Raw genomic sequence first — 21,850 nt, forward strand, 5'->3', positions numbered from 1 at the left:
TAAATTACCACTGAGAACAACCACGGCACTGGAAGCCCTGCTGCAGGATGCTCTCGTCGGCGTAGGTGCAGCGGCGCGCCATGAGCACTTCCCAGCCGTCCACCTCGTGGCCGTCGAATTCCGGGCCGTGGACGCAGGCGAACCGGTTCGTTCCCCCCACGCTCAGGCGGCAGGCGCCGCACATGCCCGTACCGTCCACCATGACCGGGGTGAGATGCACCATGGTCTTGATGCCCAGGGGTCGGGTCATTTCCGAAAGGACCCGCATGAGGCAGAGCGAACACATGGCGATCACCCGGTCCACGGGCTTTTTCGGGTGGGCGTCCAGGAGCTTTCGGATGGCCACGGTGGTGCTTTCCATCATGCCGTCGCCCTTGGTGCCCAGGGCCAGGATCAGGTCGTCGCTGAGCTCTTCCAGGGGGTGGACGCCGAACAGCCGCTCCTTGTCCGGAGCCTGCACGATGGTGGTCACCGTGTTGCCGTGTTCCTTGAGGGCCCGGATGATGGGCACCGTGGCCGCGATCCCGTAGCCGCTCAGGACCGTGACCACATGGCCGTAACGGTCCACTTCGGCGGCGCGTCCCAGAGGGCCGATGAAGCTCAGGAGCCGGTCGCCGGGCTGGAGCGTGGCCAGCTGCTGCGTGGTTTTCCCCACTTCGATGAAGACGAAGTCCACCGTGCCGGCGTCCCGGTCCCAGTCGCTGATGGTGAACGGAACCCGCTCGCCCTTTTCGTCGATGATCAGGATCACAAACTGTCCGGGCTTGGCCTTTTCGGCCACCACGGGGGCCTGGACGCGCAACCGGTGAACCCTGGGGGCCAGTACTTCATGATCGACAATGGGATACATGGCTATCTCTTCTCCACTTTTGCGGCAATGGATGCTCCGGGTCGGTTGGAAGCCCCTGCGGCCTTGAGCGCCTCGGCCTTGACGGCCACCACGTGCGGCGGAAGGTGGATGTTGAGGGCGAGGGGCCCGGTGAGTTCACCGCCCGGGAAGACCACGGCCACCTGGTCGCCCGTGTTGCAGCCCAGGCGGTAGGCGTCGGCCGGATTCATTTCGATCTCGCCGTCAAAGGCCATGACGGTTCTCGACTCGGGGGCCAGCAGGGCTCCCAGGTACGACGGCAGGAGGCTTTCCTTGGCCGCCACGGCGAAGGGGAACTCCGCGGCCGCCTCTTCTTCCGGTGCGGGCGCGGGTGGGGCGGGAGTCCACGGCTTCCAGGGGGGCGGGCCGTCCTGGAAGAGGATGGGGGTTCCGCCGTGCTCCTTGGCCGGGCAGGGCACCTGCACGGCTTCGAATCGGGCCCGGCTCCGGGTGATGCCTCCGTAGCCTTCCACGGATGCGGCCAGCTCGTCCAGAATGTCTCCGGGCGTGGCTTCCGGGATGTCCAGGTTCAGCCGGGACGCCAGGGCGCGGGCCAGGAAGATGCCGGAACGGGCCTGGTCGGGGCCCTCCAGGGCCTTTTCCGTCCATTGCACCCGCCGTTCCCCGCTTGTGAGCGACCCTTCCTTTTCCAGAACCGACGCCATGGGAAGGAGCACCTGGGGGCGGAAGGGCTCAGGGGGTGGTACCACGTCTTGGACCGCCACCAGTTCCAGCTTGTCGGCGTAAGGGGCCAGAGCGTCCCAAAGGCCGGATTCATGGCTTTCCGCGGCCACCAAGGCGGCCTGGATGCGCCCTTGGGCCAGATCGTCCATCACGCGGGAACTCCAGCCCAGATCGCGGGCGCCCTGCCGGTTGCTCGACCCGAAAAGGGGCCAGAAGCCGCCGCCGGGACGGCCGAAGGCGCCCTTGGCCCGGGCCAGCGTGAGGAGCGCCCGGGCAAGGTCGGGAACGTCCGGAGCGCTCAGGGCGCCCAGTCCCGCGAGGACGGCCATGGTGGGCTGACCCGCCAGGAGGCAGCCCGCTTCCACCAGGGTTTCGTCGTGGATGCCGGTGAGGCGCGAAACCGTTTCCAGGTCATAGGGAGCCGTGAGCGCCTTGAAGGCTTCCACCAGATCGGCCGGAAGGTCCCGGTCCGCGCCGCCTTCGTCCAGGATCACCCGCAGGAGTCCCAGAACCAGCGCCGTCTCCGACCCCGGAACGGGGCGAAGATGTACGTGGGCGTACCGGGCGATGGACACATCGTAGGGGTTGGCCACTACCAGCTTGGCTCCCTTGAGGACCGCCTGGCGGATGCGGGTTCCGGCGATGGGTTGCGATGCTGCGGGGTTGAGACCGAGGGCGAAGATGGCCGGGGCCGTCCCCAAATCTTCCAGGCTGTTGGTGACGGCGGCGGTGCCCAGCTCCTCTTCCACGACCGATTCAAAAAGAACCTGGCCGGCCGGAATCGCAAGGCCCAGCCGGTTCGTCTTCAGGCCGTCCCGGGCCAGGCTGCCCAGGCGGAAGAGCTCCTCGTTGGTGAGACGCCCGTCGGTGAGAAGGGCCAGCCGGTCCGCCGGGATATTTGTCAATTTCTCGGCCACCCGATCCAGCGCCTCGTCCCAGGAGGCGGGGCGGTAGCGGCCGTCTTCATAAATCATGGGGGACGTCAGGCGATCCGGGCGGTTCAGGCGCCGCTTCAGGAGGAACCGGCCCTGCACGCAGGCCTGGCCCTGGTTGGCGGGGCCGTCCGGGCTGGGTTTCACCTGGACGATGGTTTCGTCGGCGGCCTTTTCCACCATGAGACGGCAGCCCGCGCTGCAGACGGGGCAGAGCGTGGTGGTCCACTGGGTTTCCAGTTCCTTCTTGTAAAGATCGGTCACGATGGCGGTGAGCGCTTCACACATGGCCTGCATCTTGGCCGTGGGTTCTCCGTGGACGTCGCTCAGATTCTCCCGGAGCGCCCCCACGGGGCAGGCGTCCACACACGCGCCGCAGAACTGACAGCCGGATTCCTCCAGCGGCCTTCCGAAGGGTGTTCCCACTTCCTGGCGGCCGTCCTTGGATTCGCGGAAGACAATGGCGCGCGCCCCGCGGACTTCGTGGCACACCCGCACGCAGCGCCCGCACCGCACGCACAAGCTGTAGTCCCGCTCAAAGTAAGCGCCGCCCGGGAGCGGTTCGGGGCGTTCCTTGTCGGGAGGCGGGTAGGGAAAGTCGATGCCCACCACCGTCACCAGCTGCTGCAGCTCGCAGGTGCCGTTCCGGGGGCAGCCCAGGCAGTGGCGCGGGTGATCGCGCAGAATCAGCTGGAGCATCTCACGGCGGAAGTCCAGTAGCTTGGCCGACTGGGTGTTCACCCGAAGCCCTTCGGACACCGGCGTGGTGCAGGCGGCGGGAAGGCCGCGCTGGCCGTCGATCTCCACGGCGCACAGGCGGCAGGATCCGCTGGGTTCCAAGGCCGGATGAAAGCAGAGCCGGGGGATGAAGATGCCGGCGGCATCCGCTGCCTCCAGGATCGTCTGGCCCGCCTTCGCCTTCACTTGTTGGTCGTTGATCCAGATGTTGACGTCGCTCATCGTGACCTCTGGTTTCGGTTCCGTTGGTAAGGGATCGCTTTCAAGAGAAAAAAATCACATTGGGGGACAAAAAAATAGGACGTCTTCTCCTCCCCCCGGGAAAAACGGCCTGCGCTTCAAAAGCCCCTATTAGATAAATGGAGACAAAAATCTTGTCAACAACTTGCACACCTTTTGTGCATGTGGTTTGTGCGACTAAGAACCTGACGGGCCGAGCTCACTATGCTATAGAAGTCCTCGGGCGGCATGCACGCACCCAGCCGGTCCGACCGGCCCGTCAACGTCCGGTGCCGCGACCGATACGACTTTCAAGAACGACGGAGGCGTCCATGAAGGTGGCCTATTTCAGCATGGAAGTGGGTTTGAGCGAGCACATCCCCACCTACAGCGGCGGTCTGGGCATTCTCGCCGGGGACCACATCAAGTCCTCGGCGGATCTCAACATCCCCTTGGTGGCGGTGACCCTCCTCTACAAGCGGGGCTACTTCATCCAGCAGATCAACGCCCTGGGAGAACAAGAAGAACTCTACCCCTATTTCGATCCCCGGGCCTTCATGGAACCTTTGCCCTTCAAGGTGACGGTGCCCATCGAGGGCCGGGACGTGCACGTGGGGGTGTGGAAGTACAACCAGACGGGCCAGCACGGTCGGGTGCCCGTCTATTTCCTGGACACGGATCTTCCCACCAACCGCCCGGAAGACCGCATGATCACCCACTACCTCTACGGAGGGGACAAGCACACCCGCATCTGCCAGGAGGCGGTGCTGGGGATCGGGGGCTACATGGTGCTCAAGAAACTGGAGCCCGGCATCACCACGTACCACATGAACGAAGGCCATGCGGTCTTCCTCACCCTGGCGCTCCTCAAGGACCTGGGCGGAAACGTGGAAAAGGTGCGGGAGCAGTGCGTCTTCACCACCCACACGCCCGTTCCGGCCGGCCACGACATCTTCGACTACGCCATGGCCCAGTCCGTCCTGGGCGACTACCTGCCGGGCAACATCCGGGACCTGGCGGGCCCGGACGCCCTGAACACCACCCTGCTGGCCCTGAACCTTTCGCGGGCGAGCAACGGGGTGAGCGAGCTGCACGGGGAGGTGTCCCGGCAGATGTTTCCCGGCTACGACATCGGCCACATCACCAACGGGGTGCACCACCTGAGCTGGACCGGGCCCGAATTCCAGGCCCTTTTCGACAAACACATTCCCGGCTGGAGAGAACAGCCCCAGATGCTGGCCCAGGCCCGGGAGATTCCCGACGAGGAGGTGCGCAACGCCAAAAGGCAGGCCAAGAGGCGCCTCATCAGCTACGTGAACGCCATCTCCGGGGCGGGCTTCAGCGAGGAGCTCCTCACCGTGTGCTTCGCCCGCCGCGCCGCGGCCTACAAACGCGCCACCCTCATCCTCACCGACCTGGAATACCTCATCAATCTCTCCCACGACCGGGTCCAGTACATCTTCGCCGGCAAGGCCCATCCCCAGGACAACGCAGGCAAGGAACTCATCAAGCAGATCGTCCACATCGGCAAGCAGTACGAGGACAAGCTCCGGATCATCTACATCCCCAACTACAACATCTGGCTGGGGGCGCTCATGACCCAGGGGGCCGACGTGTGGCTGAACACCCCCAGGCGGCCCCGGGAAGCCTGCGGCACGTCCGGCATGAAGGTCTGCTTCAACGGCGGGGTGAACATGAGCGTGCTGGACGGGTGGTGGCGCGAGGCGTGCCGGGACCGCATGAACGGCTGGGCCGTGGGAGACGACGAGGACCAGAGCGACGAGGAGGCCGCCGCGGACCTCTACAACGACATCGACGACATGGTGACCACCTTCTACGCCAGCCCCCGGCACTGGACCCAGATCATGAAGAACTCCATGGCCGACGTGGCCCCCGTCTACAACACCCACCGGATGGTGCTGGAGTATCTGCACAAGTATTATGTGTAGGGGAAGGGGAAAGGTAAAAGGTTAAAGGCGAAAGGTTAAAGGGGAAAGGGGGGAGGGTGGTCAATGCGTTCCTGTAGGGGCGGGCTTTACGCCCGCCCTTCCGGTCAGCACGACAGGAGAAAATCGTCCAATTCGTGCGAAAAAACGCCATAAGCCCGAGTCGGAATGTGTGGGGGCGGCGCAAGCCGCGATGATGGGCCCCGGCCATCCAACAACCGCGCGGTCCCGCAAGGGAAATCGCGCCTTGCGGTGCTTTCGCAGAGAGTCCTTGCCAAGGAGCCTTTCCGAGAACTCCCCCAACCGTGACTCCCGCGCAAGCGGGAGTCCATAACTTACTGAAAATTCTAAATCCCCGCTTCCGCGGGGATGACGAAGGGCCGCTGAACGGCGCAAATCAATCGTTTTCGGACAAGCTCCAAGGAGCTTGCCCGGCAATGGCTCTCCGGCTCAAGATGCCTGAGATTTCGGTTCCCTTTGTAGCCGCGGGGCTTCAGCCCCGCGGGAAACGGCCATCGCAACCCCATGAAGTGTCGGGCAATAGCCGATGCCCCATCCGACGCCCGGCGCTCTTCCGCAGCCCTGAAGGGCTGCGCTACGAAAAAAGAGGTCACCCCCAGCATTTTCAGAGACCTGAATTGGACGATTCTTTCTCATGGACAGGTTCTGAAGGGCGGGCGTAAAGCCCGCCCCTACAAAAGGGCACGGACCCATTGGGTAGGGGCGGGGTTTATCCCCGCCCGCTAATCACGCGGTGTAAAAGACACCCGAAGAAAAAATCGCTCAGTTTAGGAGAGACTAGCCTGTTCTTTCATCCATGCGGGGTGGCGAGCCTCGCCATGACCGTCAGGCAGGGGCTATCCAAGGGCCGCCAGGAGCCTGGGCACGGTGTCCTTGGGGCTGATCCCGTACCAGGCGTGCAAGAGGCGGCCGTCTTCATCGAAGAGAAAGGCCGAGCGCACGATGCCCAGGGAGGTCTTGCCGCGCACCGTCTTTTCCGCCCACACGCCGAAGGCCTCGGCCACCTCGTGATCGTCGTCGGAAAGGAGCGGGAAGGGCAGGTCGTGTTTTTCCGCAAACTTCTTCTGTGTTCCGGGGGCGTCGGGGCTGATGCCCACCACCTTCACGTTCTTTTTCGCCAGAGTGTCCAGGGCGTCCCGCACGGAGACGGCCTGGGTGGTTCAGCCCCCCGTGTTGGCTTTGGGGTAGAAGAAGACAAAGAGCTTGGACCCCTGAAAATCTTCGGGGCGGACCACCTCGCCGTCCTGGTCCAGCAGGGAGAAGGCGGGGACGGGACTTCCGGGTTGCAGGGCTTGGGTCTTGGGTGAAGCGGCCATGGGGGGACTCCTTTGCGGTTTAGGACCTGTAGTCGGCGTTGATCTTCACATAATCGTAGGAAAAATCACAGGTGTAGTAGGTGTCTTCCTCTTCGCCTTCCCCCAGGTCCAGCGCGATCTCAACCTCTTTAGGACGCAGAACGGCAGATGCCTTTTCTTCCAGCTCGGGTCCGCTGAGCGGCCGGCCGTTTTCGAAGACGGTGACATCGCCGAAACGGAGACTCACCCGGTCGGGGGCGAAATCCACGCCGGCGCGACCGGCGGCGGCCACCACCCGGCCCCAGTTGGCGTCCTGTCCGAAGAGGGCGGTCTTCACGAGAGGCGAGTTGGCCACCGTGCGGGCCACCCGGGCGGCCCGGTCCCGCGTGCGTGCCCCCCGAACCCGGACGGTCACGAACTTGGTGGCTCCTTCTCCGTCCCGAACGATCTGCCGGGCCAAGTCCGCGCAGACGGCTTCCAGAAGATTCAAAAAGTCGTGCGCGTCGGGACCATGGGGGTCTTGGATGGAAGGATTTCCGGCGGCGCCGCTCGCCAGCACGAGCACCGTGTCGTTGGTGCTGGTGTCCCCGTCCACGGTGATGCGGTTGAAGGTCCGGTCCGAAACCTCTTTCAGGAGGGCCTGGAGGACGTCCGGGGAGACGGCGGCGTCGGTGGCCACGAAGGCGAGCATGGTGGCCATGTCGGGAGCGATCATGCCGGAACCCTTGGCGATACCGCCCACGGTCACCTCTTTCCCTCCCAGGATTCCTTTAGCCCAGGCCGTCTTGGGGACGGTGTCCGTGGTCATGATGGCCCGGGCGGCGTCTTCCCACCCTTCGGGCGCCAGGTGTTCCGCCAGATCGGGCAGGACGGCTTCCAGGAGTTCCTCGCGAATCTGCGGGCCGATGACTCCCGTGGACGCCACCAGAACCCGGGCGGGATCCACTCCCAGCCGTCGGGCCACGGCCCGGGCGGAACGGCGGGCCCTCTCCAGGCCTTCATCTCCCGTGCAGGCGTTGGCAATGCCGGCGTTCACCAAAACGGCCCGGGCCGTGCCGGCGCTCGCCGCCAAGTGCTCCCGGCACACCATCACCGGAGCGGCACAAAACCGGTTTCGGGTGAAGATGCCGGCGGCGGAAGCCGGAACATCGCTCACCATGAGAGCGCAGTCCAGGCGATCCTTGTAGCGCATGCCGCTCCGGGCTGCGGCCACTCGGAAACCCGGTACCTGAAAGCCTCCTCGATGAACCTGGATGGTCACGGGCATGGGATCCTTTCGGGGTGGTCAGCTGTCAGCTATCAGCTGTCAGTTATCGGTTATCAGTTGTCTGTTGTCGGTTTTGGGGTGGGGGTAATTTCTCCCGGCTCGCCTTTGGAAAGGTGGAAAAACGCCCGGAGGAACCCCCAACACGACTTCACGACTTCACGACTCACGACTCACGACTCACGACTCACGACTCACGACTCACGACTCACGACTCACGACTCACGAAATCACCGGCCGCAGCACTTCTTGTACTTCTTGCCGCTGCCGCAGGGGCAGGGGGCGTTTCGGCCCACCTTCTCCTTTTTCACCACCGTTTTGGGCTTGGCGCCTTCGGGAGGCCCGTAGAACATGGGCTGCTCCTCCTGCTCCCGGCGAAGCTCCTGGACCTCTTCCTCTCGCTGGATCTGGATATGAAAGAGGATCCGCACGGTCTCTTCCTTGAGCCGGTGGATCATGTCGTCGAAGAGCTCGTGGGCCTCCTTCTTGTAGACCACCAGCGGGTCCTGCTGGGCGTAGCCCCGGAGGCCGATACCCTCCTTCAGGTGGTCCATGTTGAGAAGGTGGTCCTTCCAGAGGCTGTCCAGGGTCTGGAGCAGGACGTAGTTTTCCAGGTCCCGCAGCAGCGGTTCGCCGAAGTCCTTTTCCCGGGCGTCGTACCGGGCGAGCATCCGCTCCCGGAGTGTCTCGCGAAGCCCCGCCTGGGTCATGTCCTCCATTTCCTCGGAAGAGGGCAGGAGGCCGGGGCCGAAGAGGCGCTGGATTTCGTTCCCCAGGGTTTCCAGATCCCAGTCTTCCGGATAGGTCTTTTCGTCCGTGGTGGCGTCAATGATCTCGTCCAGCAGCTCTTCGGCCATGTCCAGGATGGTGGCCTTGAGGTTCCCGCCGCTCAGGGCTTCGCGCCTCTGCCGGTAGATGACCTCGCGCTGCATGTTCATCACATCGTCGTATTCCAACAGATGCTTGCGGATGCTGAAGTTCTGGGCCTCCACGCGGCTCTGGGCGTTTTCGATGGCCTTGCTCACCAGCCGGTGCTCAATGGGTTCTCCTTCCTCCATGCCCACCCGCTGCATGAGCCCCGAGATGCGGTCGGCGGCGAAGATCCGCATGAGGTCATCTTCCAGGCTGAGGTAGAACCGGGAGGATCCCGGATCGCCCTGGCGGCCGGCACGGCCCCGAAGCTGGTTGTCGATCCGTCGGGATTCATGGCGCTCGGTGCCCAGGATGTGGAGCCCGCCCAGTTCCGCCACGCCGGGGCCCAGCACGATGTCGGTACCGCGCCCGGCCATGTTGGTGGAGATGGTGACGGCGCCCCTCTGGCCCGCCTTGGCCACGATTTCCGCTTCCTTCTCGTGGTGTTTGGCGTTCAGTACCTGGTGGGGGATCCCTTCGCGCTTGAGCATCTTGCTGAGCCTTTCGGACTTGTCGATGCTCACCGTGCCCACCAGCACCGGGCGGCCCATGGCGTGAAGCTCCTTGATCTCCTCCACCACGGCCTGGAACTTTTCCCTTTCCGTCCGGTAGATGCAATCCGGATGATCCACCCGGATCATCTTCTTGTGGGTGGGGATGATCACCACTTCCAGATTGTAGATCTTGGCGAATTCCTCGGCTTCCGTGTCCGCCGTACCGGTCATGCCCGCCAGCTTGTCGTACATGCGGAAATAGTTCTGGAAGGTGATGGTGGCAAGCGTCTGGTTCTCGTTTTCGATCTGCACCCCTTCCTTGGCTTCCAGGGCCTGGTGCAGGCCGTCGCTGTAGCGGCGGCCGGGCATGAGCCGACCGGTGAACTCATCCACGATGATCACCTTGCCGCCCTTGACGATGTAGTCCACGTCCTTCTGGAAGAGGGTGTGGGCGCGCAGGGCCTGCTGCACGTGGTGCAGGAGGTCCATGTTGCGCGGGTCGTAAAGGTTTTCCACGCCCAGGAGCGATTCGGCCGCCGCCACGCCCTCTTCAGTCAGGGTGACGGTGCGGCTCTTTTCGTCCTTGGTGTAGTGGATGTCGGCCTTCAGGTGAGGGATGATGCGGTTGACGCGCACATAGAGTTGGGTGGACTTCTCGGCGGGCCCGGAGATGATGAGAGGGGTTCGGGCCTCGTCGATCAGGATGCTGTCCACCTCATCCACGATGGCGTAGTGCAGTTCCCGCTGGACCATGTCTTCGAGACGGAACTTCATGTTGTCCCGAAGGTAGTCGAAGCCGAACTCGTTGTTGGTCCCGTAGGTGACGTCGCACTGGTAGGCTTCCTTGCGCTCGCGGTCGTCCAGACCGTGGACGATACAGCCCACCGAAAGGCCGAGAAACCGGTAGACCTCTCCCATCCATTCGCTGTCGCGCTTGGCCAGGTAGTCGTTCACCGTGACCACGTGCACGCCCTTGCCGGTGAGGGCGTTGAGATAGACCGGCATGGTGGCCACCAGGGTTTTTCCTTCACCGGTCTTCATCTCGGCGATCTTTCCCTGGTGGAGCACAATACCGCCGATCATCTGCACGTCGTAGGGCCGCATGCCCACGGTACGGACGGCGGCCTCGCGCACCACGGCGAAGGCTTCGGGCAGCAGGTCGTCCAGGGGCTCGCCCTTTTCCAGCCGCTGGCGGAACTCGCCCGTCTTGGCCCTGAGGGCCGCGTCGCTCAGGGCCCGAATGGAGGGTTCCAGCCGGTTGATCTCGTCCACCAGCGGAGCGATCCGCTTCAGGTTTCTTTCGTTTTGGGTGCCGAAGATCTTCTTGAGCAGAGCACCAATCATGGTGTGGATTCTCCTTGAATGTGGGGTTGCCCGTCCGGATGCGGGCCATGGCTTCTATAACGCACCGGGTCTCTTTTTTCAATGAAAGGCGGGAGATGGTGAGTGGTGAGTGATGAGTGGTGAGTGATGGGTGATGGGTGAAACCGTGATCCGTGATCCGTGAATCGTGGATCGTGAACTGAGAGCTGAAAACTGATAGCTGACAGCTGCCCGCTCACCGGGATGCCCGGGCGATGCGGGTGGCGCTGGCCGACCGGGCCTTGGCGATTTCGGCGGCGAGGGTTTCCTTTCCCGGAAAACCCAACAAGAGTCGGCCGTTTACGACGAAGGCGGGAATGGCGTCGATGCCCCGGGCGCGGGCTTCCTGAAGGTTTTCCTCCACCGCCTGGGCATGGCGGCCCGATTCCAGGCAGCGGCGAAAATCGGTGGTGTTCAGGCCCAAGGACGCGGCAACGTCCAGGAGGCCCTTGGGGGTCAGAGCGTCCGGACCCGCGGCCGCATAGAGGGCGTTCCGGTAGTCCGGAAACCGGCCCTGGTCTGCGGCGCACCGGGCGGCTTCGGCCGCTTTCCGGGCCTGTTTGTGGCGTCGGAGCGGATAGTCCATGAAGACCCACCGTACCTCGCCCCGTGTTTCTTCCATCAGCTCCTCGACGGCCTTATGGGCTTCCCGACACACGGGACACTGGTAGTCGGAAAACTCCACCACGGTCACCGGTGCGTTGGGCGGACCCACGGCGATGCCTTCCCGGGTGTCCACCACCACCGTGGGGGAGGACGGGTCGGGGAGGGAGATGGAGACTCCGTACTTGTCGTACAAGGATCGCACAAACTCTTTCCAGGCTTGCTCCCGCTTTTCCAGGACGAGCTGAAGCCGAAGCTTGTTCCTCAGTTCCTCCTCATCCCGGTACGGCCCGTCCCAGTAGTCCCTGTTGGCGGCCACGTAAAAGTCCAGTTCCTCCTGGGTCGGGGACACGTCCCTCACCGCCGTGCGGTAAAGGTCTTCCGGCGAGACGTCGCGTTTTTTGGCTTCCTTCGCCACCACGATGCCTTCGATGATCTCGTCCAGTTTCCGGCGTCGAAGGTCGTGGATCTGTCGTTCCAAGCGGAAGATGTCTCCCGCGACGGCACCGTCCAGCTGGGAAAGCGTGATGGGTACACCAGCCGCCACGGCGACCGTCGGAGAGGAGGAGTCGGCGGCTGCGTAGAGAACCGGTGGGGAAGACCCCAAGGGGTCTGCAAGGAGAAAGAGGGTGGAGGCGGCGAGGGCGGTGGCGGCGTTTGGGAGCCCGCTGTTCCATTGAACAAGGCCCAGGAAGACGACCGCCAGCAGGATCGCGTGAAGGATGCAAAGAGGGCAGAAAAGACCGGCGCGGTGGAGAGTGTGCAGGAGATAGACTTCGATGCCCATGCCTGCGCTCAGGGCGCACAGGAAGAAACGTCGTCTGCAGGCCCACAAGAAAAGAAGGGCGGCATCGAAAAGGCATCCCCAGACGGCCACCGGCAGATTCCACAAGCGGTAATCCATGGCGTCCCGGCATGCCGACGCCTGCCAGCACGGCACTTCCAACTCCAGGGCCGCCGCCAGGGCCGTGGCGAAGGCGGCCAAGAGAAATCCGAACGGGACCCAGCGATTCTTCCCCAAGGAAAGCATGTGCGCCCTTCTGTGTGCTTTTGCGGTGAATTACGAGCAGAGCGGGTCATCCATCTCTTCGGCATTTTCGGCGGATTTCTTGAGTGTTTTTGGTGGGAGCTCTCAGCTATCAGCTCTCAGTTTTCAGTTCACGATTCACGACTCACGACTCACGACTCACGACTCACGGCTGTCTTGACACGGCGGCGGGGCTCTGGTATTGATCCAAATAAAAAAACGGTGTCTCACATGACAGAACAAAAAGATCGCCCCAACGCCATCGAAAAGGCCCTGGAGCTGCTCCTGGCCTTCCAGTCCCAGCGCGCCGCGTGGGGGGTGAGGGAACTGGCCGCCCATCTGGGGTTCAGTCCCGCCACCGTCCAGCGCCTCCTCAAGAGCCTCAAGGCCTACCACTTCGTGGAGCAGGATCCCGAAACCCGCCAGTACCGCCTCGGCCATGTCTACTTCCGGTTCCTGGAGGTGCTCCAGGCCCAGTACCCGGTGACCCGGGAAGCGGCGCCCATCATGAGGCGGTTGAGCTACGACACGGGGGAGACGGTGCACCTGAACGTCATCGACGGGCGGGAGCGGGTGTGCATCGACAGCGTGGAATCGCCGCAGGCCCTCAAGGCCGGCATGCCCATCGGAAACAGGTCCCCGCTCTATGCGGGGGCGTCGTCCAAGTGCCTGCTGGCCTTCTGTCCGGACACCTTCGTGGAATCCTACTTGGCGGAGGAGGATCTGAAGGCGTTGACTCCCAACACCCCCGGGACCGTGGCGGCCTTGCGCCAGGAGCTGGCGGCGATTCGGAAGAAGGGTTATGCGGAGAGTCTGGCCGAACGAACCCCGGGACTGGGTTCTCTGAGCGTTCCCGTTCTCGGCCACGGGGGCAACCTGCTGGGGGCCCTCAGTCTGGCCATTCCGGAACTCCGCTATCGGGACCCGGCCCACAAGGCCCGGTGCCTGGAACTGCTCCAATCAGCCGGTGTTGAGCTGTCCCGCAGGGTTGGGCACACGGGGCCCTATCCCCCGGCAGGAGTTTGACCCGCAAGGGTTTTGACGAGCTGTGCCGCGCAAGCATCCGGCTGGGGCGGTCGGAACCCTCGCCTACAAGAGCGGAACATCCCGAGTAGGGGCGGGGTTTATCCCCGCCCGCCGAGCGTGCGGAAAGAGCAAAAACCAGACGAAAAGATCGCGCTGTTGAGGCGGTGCAAGCGGAGAGGATGGGAAAACGGGGGACAAGGAGGCGGTCATGGCGGGCGACAAGCCGTTGAGCGATGTCAAGGTGCTGGATCTATCCCGGGTGCTGGCGGGCCCTTATTGCTCCATGATGCTGGGAGACATGGGGGCGGACGTGATCAAGGTGGAGCGGCCCGGGGCGGGGGACGACACCCGCCACTGGGGGCCGCCGGAAGCGGGCGGCGAAGCGGCCTACTACCTGTGCGTCAATCGGAACAAGCGCAGCATCACCGTCGATCTGAAGAAGGAAGAGGGCCGGGAGATCATCCGGCGCCTGGCGGCCCAAAGCGACATCCTCATCGAAAACTACAAGGTGGGCACCCTGCCCAAGATGGGCCTGGGCTACGTGGACCTGAAAAAGCTCAATCCCCGCCTCATCTACTGTTCCATCACGGGGTTCGGCCAGAACGGCCCCTACAAGGACAAGCCCGGCTACGACTTCATGATCCAGGGCATGGGCGGGGTCATGAGCATCACGGGCGATCCCGACGGGCCGCCCATGAAGGTGGGCGTGGCCATCGTGGACATCACGGCGGGGCTTTTTGCCTGCAGCGCCATCCTGGCGGCCCTGCGCCACCGGGACCGCACCGGGCGGGGCCAGTACATCGACATCGCGCTCCTGGACGCCGTGGTGGCCTGGCTTGCCAACGTGGGCAGCAACTACCTGGTTTCCGGCGAACTTCCCCGACGGTACGGCAACGCCCATCCCAACATCGTTCCCTACGAACCCTTCAAGACGAGAGACGGAACCTATATCGCCCTGGCCGTGGGAAACGACCGGCAGTGGCAGGATTTCTGCCGTTTGGCGGGCCTGGACCATCTGGCCCACGATCCCCGATTCGCCACCAATCCCCAGAGGGTGATCCACCGCGACGAGCTCATCCCCCTGGTGGCCGAGGCCATGCTGAAGAAGACGGCCGACCAGTGGCTGGAGGAGCTGGACAAGCTCAAGATCCCCTGCGGTCCCATCAACACCCTGGACCGGGTCTTTTCCGATCCCCAGGTGAAGGCGCGGGAGATGGTGGCGGAAGTGCCGCACCCCACGGCCGGATCGGTGAAGCTGGTGGCGAGTCCCATGAAGTTTTCCGAAACGCCGTGCGGTATCGACCGGCATCCGCCGCTTCTGGGCGAACACACCGACGAGGTGCTTCACGCAGAGCTGGGCTACGGCGACGAGGAGATCGCCCGGCTGCGGGAACTGGGCGTGGTGGGATGAGGAGTGAAGGATTAGAGGATTAAAGGATTGAAGGATTAAAGGAGGAGATGCCCGAGAACCGTAAACCGTTAACCGATAACTGAAAATTGACAACTGACAACTGACAACTGACAACTGACAACTGACAGCTGACAACTGACAGCTGACAGCTTCTTCCTCGGAGTTTAAACCCATGCGCGAATCTCTTCTGGTCTTCCTGAATGGTGTGAGCGGTGTCTTTGTGGGCATGGCGGTGCTCTACGGCGCCATCAAGCTCATGAGCTTGGTGGTGGGGCTTATGGAGAAGGAGGAGGCCAAATGACCGGTTCCGGCGCGGCCTTCCTTGCCCATCTCGGCCTGACGGCCCTCACCCCGGGCATGGTCTTCATGTGGGCGGTCTCTTTCGTCCTGATCTATCTTGCCATCGCCCGCCGGTTCGAGCCGCTCCTGCTGCTCCCCATCGGCTTCGGCATTCTGCTGGCCAATCTCCCGCTCACGGGCCTCATGGAACCCGGCGAAGGCCTCCTCTGGCGTTTCTATCACTACGGCATCCAGTGGGAGGTGATCCCGCCCGTGATCTTCCTGGGGCTGGGGGCGCTCACCGATTTCGGGCCCATGCTGGCCCGGCCGTCCCTCATCTTCCTGGGGGCGGGGGCCCAGGTGGGCGTCTACGTCACCTTTTTCGCGGCCCGCTTCATGGGGTTCACGCTCCCGGAAGCGGCCACGGTGGGCATCATCGGCGGCGCGGACGGCCCCACCACCATCTATCTGGCCACGCGCTTGGCGCCCCACATGCTGGGAAGCTGTGCCGTGGCGGCCTATTCCTACATGGCCCTGGTGCCCATCATCCAGCCGCCCGTGATGAGGCTTCTCACCACGGAGGCGGAGCGCAGGATCACCATGAAGAAGTCCCGCAAGGTGCCCAAGCGGGAAAAGATCCTCTTTCCCATCGTAGCCGCCCTGGTGACGATCCTCATCGTTCCCGCTTCAGCGCCGCTCATGGCCATGTTCATGCTGGGGAACCTCTTTCGGGAATCGGGCGTGGTGGAGCGCCTGGCCGGGGCGGCCCAGAACGAGCTCATGAACATCGTGACCATCTTTCTCGGCCTTTCGGTGGGAGCCACCATGAACGCCGAAACCTTTCTGCAGCCCAAGGTGATCTTCATCTTCATCCTGGGGCTCGTGGCCTTCATGGTGAGTACGGCCTCGGGGGTGCTCTTTGCCAAGATCATGAACCTCTTTCTCAAGGACAAGATCAACCCGCTGCTGGGGGCGGCCGGCGTTTCCGCCGTGCCCATGGCGGCGCGGGTGGTGCACCAGGTGGGCAGCGAAGCCAACCGCAAGAACTACCTGCTCATGTTCGCCATGGGGCCCAACATCGCGGGCGTCATCGGCACCATCCTGGCGGCGGGGATTTTTCTTTCCATTCTTCAATAGTGATGGCGAGATTCCATCCAATTCCAAGGACACAAAGGAGGCGACCAATGGCGGAAGAATTGTTGGCACCCATGGTGGGGAAGATCCTGAAGATCAAGGTGAAGCCCGGGGATGCGGTCAAGGAAGACGACGAGATCATGGTCATGGAATCCATGAAGCTGGAGACCGGCATCCATGCCCCCTGTGACGGGGTGGTGAAGGAAATCAAGGTGGCCGAAGGCGATCGCGTGGAAGAAGACGATCTTCTGGCCATCATCGAGTAGGACGAAAGGGGGCGGCCATGCAGTTTGAACTGACCGAAGAACAAAAGATCGTTCAGGAACAGGCCCGGCGCTTTGCCGAAAACGAGATCCTGCCCACGCTGGAAGAGGAAGAGAAGGGCCATGTGTTCAACCGGGAGCGCCTCCGCAAGATGGGCGAACTGGGCTTTTTCGGCTGCGCTATCCCGGAGGAGTACGGAGGAAACGGCATGGGCTTCGTGGAATCGGTGCTCATGACCGAGCAGATCGCCAAGGTGTCCCCATCCTGGCGTGTGCCCTTCAACATGCAAAACATCGGTCCGGCGATCACCGTCAACCAGTTCGGCACGGAGGAACAGAAGCGGGCCTACATCCCGGGTTGGGTTTCGGGCGAGAAGGTGGGTTTCTTCGCCATCACCGAACCCAACGCCGGCTCGGACGTGGCCGGGATGCGCACCACCGCCAAGGACATGGGCGACCACTGGGAACTGAACGGCCAGAAGATGTGGATCAGCAACGCTCCCATTGCCGATGTGGGTCTGGTCTATGCCTATACGGACAAGGAAAAGAAGTACAAGGGCATGACCTGCTTCATCGTGGATGTGGCGGGCAATCCCAACATCGTGACGAGGGCCATCGAAAGCAAGCTGGGCCTGCACTGTTCGCCCACGGGCGAGATCATCTTCGACGGGGCCAAGATTCCCAAGGACGCGGTCCTGGGCCAGGTGGGCGACGGGTTCAAGATCTGCATGTGGATGCTCAACAACACCCGCATCAGCTGCGCCGCCGGGGCCCTGGGGGTTTCCGGGGCGTGCCTGGATCTGGCGGTGAAATATGCCAATGAACGCACCCAGTTCGGCAAACCCATCTCCACCTACCAGATGATCCAGGCCCAGATCGCCGAGATGGCCGCCGAACACGAAGCGGCCAAGTGGCTGGTCTACCATGCCGCGTACCTGAAGGATCAGGGCAAGCCCAACCAGCTCCAGACGTCCATCGCCAAGTACTACGCGTCGGAGGCGGCGGTGCGGGCGGCCAACGAGGCCATGAAGATCTTCGGATCCTACGGCTTTTCCACGGAGTATCCCATCGAGCGGTTCTATCGGGACGCCAAGTCCTACCAGATCGTGGAGGGCACCAGCAACGTTCAGAAGATGATCATCGCCGGAATCACCTGCGGCCACCAGCCCAACCGGTAAGGGGCATGAGGATTGAGGATTAAGGATTGAAGGATTAAGGGCTAGGAGCCTGTCTGAGAACTCAACCAAAATTCGTGATCCGTGATCCGTGATCCGTGATCCGTGATCCGTAATCCGTGACGAGTGATGGGTGATGGGTGATGGGTGATGGGTGGTCCGTCCCTCCCCCCTTTCCAAAAGGGGGGCCGGCAGGGATTTTCCGAGAACCGTAATCCGAGAACCGAGAACCGAGAACTGAGAACCGAGAACTGATAGCTGACAGCTGACAGCTCATTCCCACAGGAGGTCTTCATGGCCGCGGATTGGAAGGAACTGAAGGAAAAACTGGAGGCCGAACGGGTGCGGCTGCGCGCCGGCGGCGGTCCGGCCCTCCAGGAAAAGGAACACGCCAAGGGCAAACTGACGGCCCGGGAGCGGATCGATCTTTTGTTTGACCCGGGGACCTTCGAGGAGATCGATCTTTTTGCCAAGCACATCGGGCGCGACTACGGCCTGGATAAGAAGGAGGTGCCCGCCGACGGGGTCATCATCGGCTACGGGGAAGTGAACGGTCGCGGGTGCATGGTCTATGCCGAGGATTTTACCGTAATTGCGGGGACCTTCGGCGAGCGCCACGGGCGGAAGATCTGCAAGATCATCGACATGGCCCGAAAGTACGGCTTTCCCGTGGTGGGCATCAACGATTCGGGCGGCGCCCGGGTGACGGAACAAATGGGAGCCTTGTCCCAGTACGGGCAACTCTTCTACCGGCACGTGGCGGCATCCGGCGTGGTGCCCCAGATCGCGCTCATCATGGGCCCGGTGGCCGGCGGCCAGGCCTATTCCCCGGCCCTCATGGACTTCATCTTCATGGTGGAAAAGACGAGCGCCATGTTCATCGCCGGGCCGCCCCTGGTGGAAGCCGTGGTGTACGAAAAGACGGACGAGCAGTCCCTGGGTGGCCCCAAGGTGCACGGTCGGATCACGGGGGTTTCCGACGGCACCATGGCCGACGACCGCCAGTGCCTGGAGCAAACCCGGAGACTCTTGAGCTACCTTCCCCTGAACAACAAGGATCTGCCGCCCTATGAGGCCCCGGAGGACTCCCCCGACCGGGAGACCGTCGAACTGGAAGAGATCATCCCCACGGATCAGAAGCGCCTTTACAACATGCGCAAGGTCATCGAATGCGTCTTCGACCGGGGATCCTTCTTCGAGCTCAAGAAGGAATTCGCCCAGAACCTCATCATCGGCCTGGCCCGCCTGAACGGTCATGTGGTGGGGGTTGTGGCCAACAACCCGGTGAAGTATAATGGGGCCCTCGACTACAACGCGGCGGACAAGGGGTCCCGCTTCATCCGCTTCTGCAACGCCTTCAACATCCCGCTCATCAACCTCCAGGATGTGCCGGGATTTCTCATCGGGACCCGATCGGAACACAACGCCATCATCCGCCACGGCGCCAAGATGCTCTACGCCTACGCCGAGGCCACGGTACCCAAGATCACCTGCGTGCTCCGAAAGGCCTACGCGGGCGGCTACCTGGCCATGTGCAGCAAGGACCTGGGCGCCGACGTGGTCTTCGCACTTCCCACGGCGGAGATCTGCCTCATGGGGCCCCAGGGGGCCGTGAACATCCTGTTCCGAAAGGAGATCGCCTCTTCGGAGAATCCCGAGGAAACGCGAGCCCAACGCGAGGCGGAATTCATGGAAAAGTACGTGAATCCCACGTACGCCGCCGGACTGCAACACGTGGACGACATCATCATGCCCGGCGAGCTGCGCAGGCGTCTTATCCGGGCCCTGGAGATGACCCTGGACAAGGACGAAGAAGCTCCCGACCGCAAGCACGGCATCATGCCGGTGTAGGCCCTTGTCCTCAAGCGCGTTGGTCGGGAGCGTGAGGGTGTCCCTTCCATGCACGCGGGCCGTAGGGGCGAAGGATCATGGGCCCCTGCGGTTCCCGGGCACGCCCGGTATCCGGTCGGAAAGATCAACCGGCCTTCTTCATTGGGCAGCCCTTGGGGTAGGAAGGGGGGAGTTCTCCACGGCTGCTGCCCAAAACCTGTTTACAGACAAGCGTTTGGGAGGTGTTCCGCTGGATGTGGCGCTGATCTCATGAATCGTTGCTGATGCTCCTTTGCGACTCTCCTTTTGCTCAACTTCTCCTGTTCGTTCTCCCGCAGCACTCCCGTTCCTCCTCCAGCAGCTGAAGATCGAATCTTCTCCAGCATTGCGTATCCGGCAGGCTCTGCCGGACTTTACGGCTTTTGCCATGGGCCGCCGCTGGATCGGTGCCTTGAATTGGAGGCTGTTGTCAGCGGGGTGGAAGACTCGGGTTGCATGTAATGGATGATCAGAAAGGAGGACATGGAATGACGATGCGGAAAGGAAAAGGTTGGAACCAGTTGGTATTGTTTGCCTTCTTGGGGTGCTTGGCCGTGGTGGTGGGAGGCTGCGCCGGACTCATGGCCAAGGGGCCCTCACCGGAGGTGGTGCAATGTCCCGCCAAGATCTCGTGGGATCTGGCGGATTCGGTCACGCTCACTCAATTTGTTTGCTCCGTGGAGGAGATCAAGGGGAAGCCGACCTTGCAATACACGGTGGAGCTGCAGAACGTGTCGGACCGGCCTTTGCGATACCGGGTCATGGTCCTGAACCCCGAAGGAAAATCCGTGGGGGGGCTGCTCCCGGTGAAGGGGAAACCCCCCGTCGTTCAGCCTGGAGCCAAGGAGAAGTTCAGCTATCCCGTGTCCGGCTACACGGAGATTCCAGCCGAACTGGAGGTGATTGTTCGGGCCTTGGAAGACTGAATGACGTGCCTGGGTTTGCCTAACCTTAAGCAAATGAAGGAGGAAACGATGCGTAGACCATTTCACTTGTCCCTGATGGTGGTTCTGGCGTTGGCCCTGGTATTGGGTCTGGGGGCCACGGAAAAGGTTGATGCCCGAAAGCAGTTCATCTCCATCGGTACCGGGGGAACCGGCGGCGTGTACTATCCCTATGGGGGCGCCCTGGCGGAGATCTGGACCCGGCACGTGAAGGACGTGCAGGCCGTGGCGGAGGTGACGGGAGCGTCCGTGGAAAACGTGAAGCTGGCCCACAAGGGAGAAACGGTGGTGGGGCTGATCATGGGCGACGTGGCCTATGAGGCCTACCACGGCCTGGGCCGTTTCGAAGGCAAGCCCCAGAAGATCGCCGCCATGTTCATGATGTACCCCAACGTTTACCATGTGGTGGCTTTGAAGGGATCCGGCATCAAGACGCTGCAGGACCTCAAGGGCAAGCGCGTGTCGGTGGGATCCCCGGGAAGCGGAACGGAATACATGAGCAATCTGGTCCTGCATGCGGTGGGCGTGCCCTACGATTCCTTTGAGGTGCGGCGGCTTTCGTTCGTGGAAAACGCCAACGCCCTGAGGGATCACACCATCGATGTGGGCATCTGGTGCGTGGGCCCTCCCACCTCGTCCATCATGGACCTGGCCACGACCCACGACATCATGATCGTGCCCTTCAGTGACGAGGACATCAAGAAGGTCACCGAGAAGGTGAAGTACTATGCGCCCTCCGTCGTTCCCGCCGGTATGTACAAGGGGGTGGACGAGGATGTCCCCACGGTCTCCGTGTGGAACGTGGCCATCTGCACCCGCGATCTGCCGGAAGATATGGTCTACAACCTGGTCAAAGCCACCTTCGAGCACCAGGACTACCTCCTGAAGGTCTATCCCGGCGCCAAATACACCACGGCGGAAAACGCTGTGAAGTATTCGCCCATTCCGTTCCATCCGGGTGCGGTGAAGTACTTCAAGGAGATCGGCCTGGAAGTTCCCGAAGACAAGATCGCCAAGTGACGGGGAAGTTCCAAAAAACCGCCGCCTAGAGGCTGTCTGACAATGGCTCTCCGACTTACAAGGTCGAAGAATTTTGGTCCTCTTCGTAGCCGCGGGGCTTTAGCCCCGCGGAAAGGGTCATCGTAAGTCCATGAAGCGACCGGAAATAGCCGATGGCTTATCCAACGGCCGGGGATTCCTCCGCAGCCCTAAAGGGCTGCGCTACGAGAAAAGAGGTCGCCCGCGGCGTTCTCAGACAGGCTCCTCGAGGCTGTCCGAAAACTCCGCCACCCGTCACTCCCGCGCAAGCGGGAGTCCATAACTTACTGGAAATTCTGGATCCCCGCTCCCCGTTCAAGCCGGGGACAAGCTTCGCGGGGATGAC

16 protein-coding genes are annotated in these 21,850 nt (G+C 62.7%); 10 read left to right on the forward strand and 6 right to left on the reverse strand.

Annotated elements, in window-relative coordinates:
* Window positions 1-4: 4 nt before the first annotated feature.
* Both BUB04_RS05175 and BUB04_RS05180 read right to left on the reverse strand, forming a co-directional pair.
* Window positions 5-850, reverse strand: a complete 846-nt coding sequence (locus BUB04_RS05175) for a sulfide/dihydroorotate dehydrogenase-like FAD/NAD-binding protein (protein ID WP_073037607.1) — start codon at window positions 848-850, stop codon at window positions 5-7.
* A gap of 2 nt (window positions 851-852) precedes the next feature.
* Window positions 853-3,444, reverse strand: a complete 2,592-nt coding sequence (locus BUB04_RS05180) for a molybdopterin-dependent oxidoreductase (protein ID WP_073037610.1) — start codon at window positions 3,442-3,444, stop codon at window positions 853-855.
* 329 nt (window positions 3,445-3,773) lie between these two features.
* Here BUB04_RS05180 and glgP point away from each other — a divergent pair, with 329 nt between their 5' ends.
* Entirely contained in the window at window positions 3,774-5,390 is a 1,617-nt protein-coding gene (gene glgP / locus BUB04_RS05185; RefSeq protein WP_073037611.1) for an alpha-glucan family phosphorylase, read from the forward strand.
* 854 nt (window positions 5,391-6,244) lie between these two features.
* On the opposite strand, the gene bcp is transcribed toward glgP, so the two are convergent.
* The 4 genes from bcp to BUB04_RS05210 form a co-directional block, all read right to left on the reverse strand.
* Window positions 6,245-6,724, reverse strand: a complete 480-nt coding sequence (gene bcp, locus BUB04_RS19785) for a thioredoxin-dependent thiol peroxidase (RefSeq protein WP_084076204.1) — start codon at window positions 6,722-6,724, stop codon at window positions 6,245-6,247.
* Between the two features lie 19 nt (window positions 6,725-6,743).
* Window positions 6,744-7,970, reverse strand: a complete 1,227-nt coding sequence (gene argJ, locus BUB04_RS05200) for a bifunctional glutamate N-acetyltransferase/amino-acid acetyltransferase ArgJ (RefSeq protein WP_073037615.1) — start codon at window positions 7,968-7,970, stop codon at window positions 6,744-6,746.
* Between the two features lie 227 nt (window positions 7,971-8,197).
* A complete protein-coding gene (gene secA, locus BUB04_RS05205; protein WP_073037617.1) occupies window positions 8,198-10,717 on the reverse strand; it encodes a preprotein translocase subunit SecA in 2,520 nt (839 codons plus the stop codon).
* Between the two features lie 214 nt (window positions 10,718-10,931).
* Window positions 10,932-12,368 carry a thioredoxin domain-containing protein gene (locus tag BUB04_RS05210; RefSeq protein WP_073037618.1) on the reverse strand — a complete coding sequence of 479 codons (1,437 nt, stop codon included), beginning with the start codon at window positions 12,366-12,368 and terminating at the stop codon, window positions 10,932-10,934.
* Window positions 12,369-12,596: 228 nt separating this feature from the next.
* On the opposite strand from BUB04_RS05210, the gene BUB04_RS05215 reads away from it, so the two are divergent.
* From BUB04_RS05215 to BUB04_RS05255, 9 genes are all read left to right on the forward strand, one after another.
* Window positions 12,597-13,391 (forward strand): IclR family transcriptional regulator, encoded by a 795-nt coding sequence (locus tag BUB04_RS05215; protein WP_073037620.1) that lies wholly within the window; start codon window positions 12,597-12,599, stop codon window positions 13,389-13,391.
* Between the two features lie 208 nt (window positions 13,392-13,599).
* Window positions 13,600-14,802 carry a CaiB/BaiF CoA transferase family protein gene (locus BUB04_RS05220; protein WP_073037622.1) on the forward strand — a complete coding sequence of 401 codons (1,203 nt, stop codon included), beginning with the start codon at window positions 13,600-13,602 and terminating at the stop codon, window positions 14,800-14,802.
* A gap of 172 nt (window positions 14,803-14,974) precedes the next feature.
* Window positions 14,975-15,103 carry an OadG family protein gene (locus tag BUB04_RS18970; protein ID WP_143156359.1) on the forward strand — a complete coding sequence of 43 codons (129 nt, stop codon included), beginning with the start codon at window positions 14,975-14,977 and terminating at the stop codon, window positions 15,101-15,103.
* Window positions 15,100-16,218 (forward strand): sodium ion-translocating decarboxylase subunit beta, encoded by a 1,119-nt coding sequence (locus BUB04_RS05230; RefSeq protein WP_073037624.1) that lies wholly within the window; start codon window positions 15,100-15,102, stop codon window positions 16,216-16,218. The genes BUB04_RS18970 and BUB04_RS05230 overlap by 4 nt, the downstream gene beginning before the upstream one ends.
* Before the next feature lie 47 nt (window positions 16,219-16,265).
* Window positions 16,266-16,481 (forward strand): biotin/lipoyl-containing protein, encoded by a 216-nt coding sequence (locus BUB04_RS05235; protein WP_073037625.1) that lies wholly within the window; start codon window positions 16,266-16,268, stop codon window positions 16,479-16,481.
* Between the two features lie 17 nt (window positions 16,482-16,498).
* Complete coding sequence (gene acd / locus BUB04_RS05240; protein ID WP_073037627.1) at window positions 16,499-17,656, forward strand: glutaryl-CoA dehydrogenase Acd; 1,158 nt, start codon at window positions 16,499-16,501, stop codon at window positions 17,654-17,656.
* Window positions 17,657-17,947: 291 nt separating this feature from the next.
* The gene (locus tag BUB04_RS05245) at window positions 17,948-19,504 is read left to right on the forward strand and encodes an acyl-CoA carboxylase subunit beta (protein WP_073037629.1); all 1,557 of its coding nucleotides are present in this window, start codon (window positions 17,948-17,950) and stop codon (window positions 19,502-19,504) included.
* Between the two features lie 506 nt (window positions 19,505-20,010).
* Window positions 20,011-20,448 (forward strand): hypothetical protein, encoded by a 438-nt coding sequence (locus tag BUB04_RS05250; protein WP_073037630.1) that lies wholly within the window; start codon window positions 20,011-20,013, stop codon window positions 20,446-20,448.
* A 48-nt stretch (window positions 20,449-20,496) separates the two neighbouring features.
* Entirely contained in the window at window positions 20,497-21,486 is a 990-nt protein-coding gene (locus tag BUB04_RS05255; protein WP_084076205.1) for a TAXI family TRAP transporter solute-binding subunit, read from the forward strand.
* Window positions 21,487-21,850 lie beyond the last annotated feature (364 nt).

Origin of the sequence: Desulfacinum infernum DSM 9756 (genome assembly GCF_900129305.1) — a bacterium.
Classification (GTDB): Bacteria; Desulfobacterota; Syntrophobacteria; order Syntrophobacterales; family DSM-9756; genus Desulfacinum; species Desulfacinum infernum.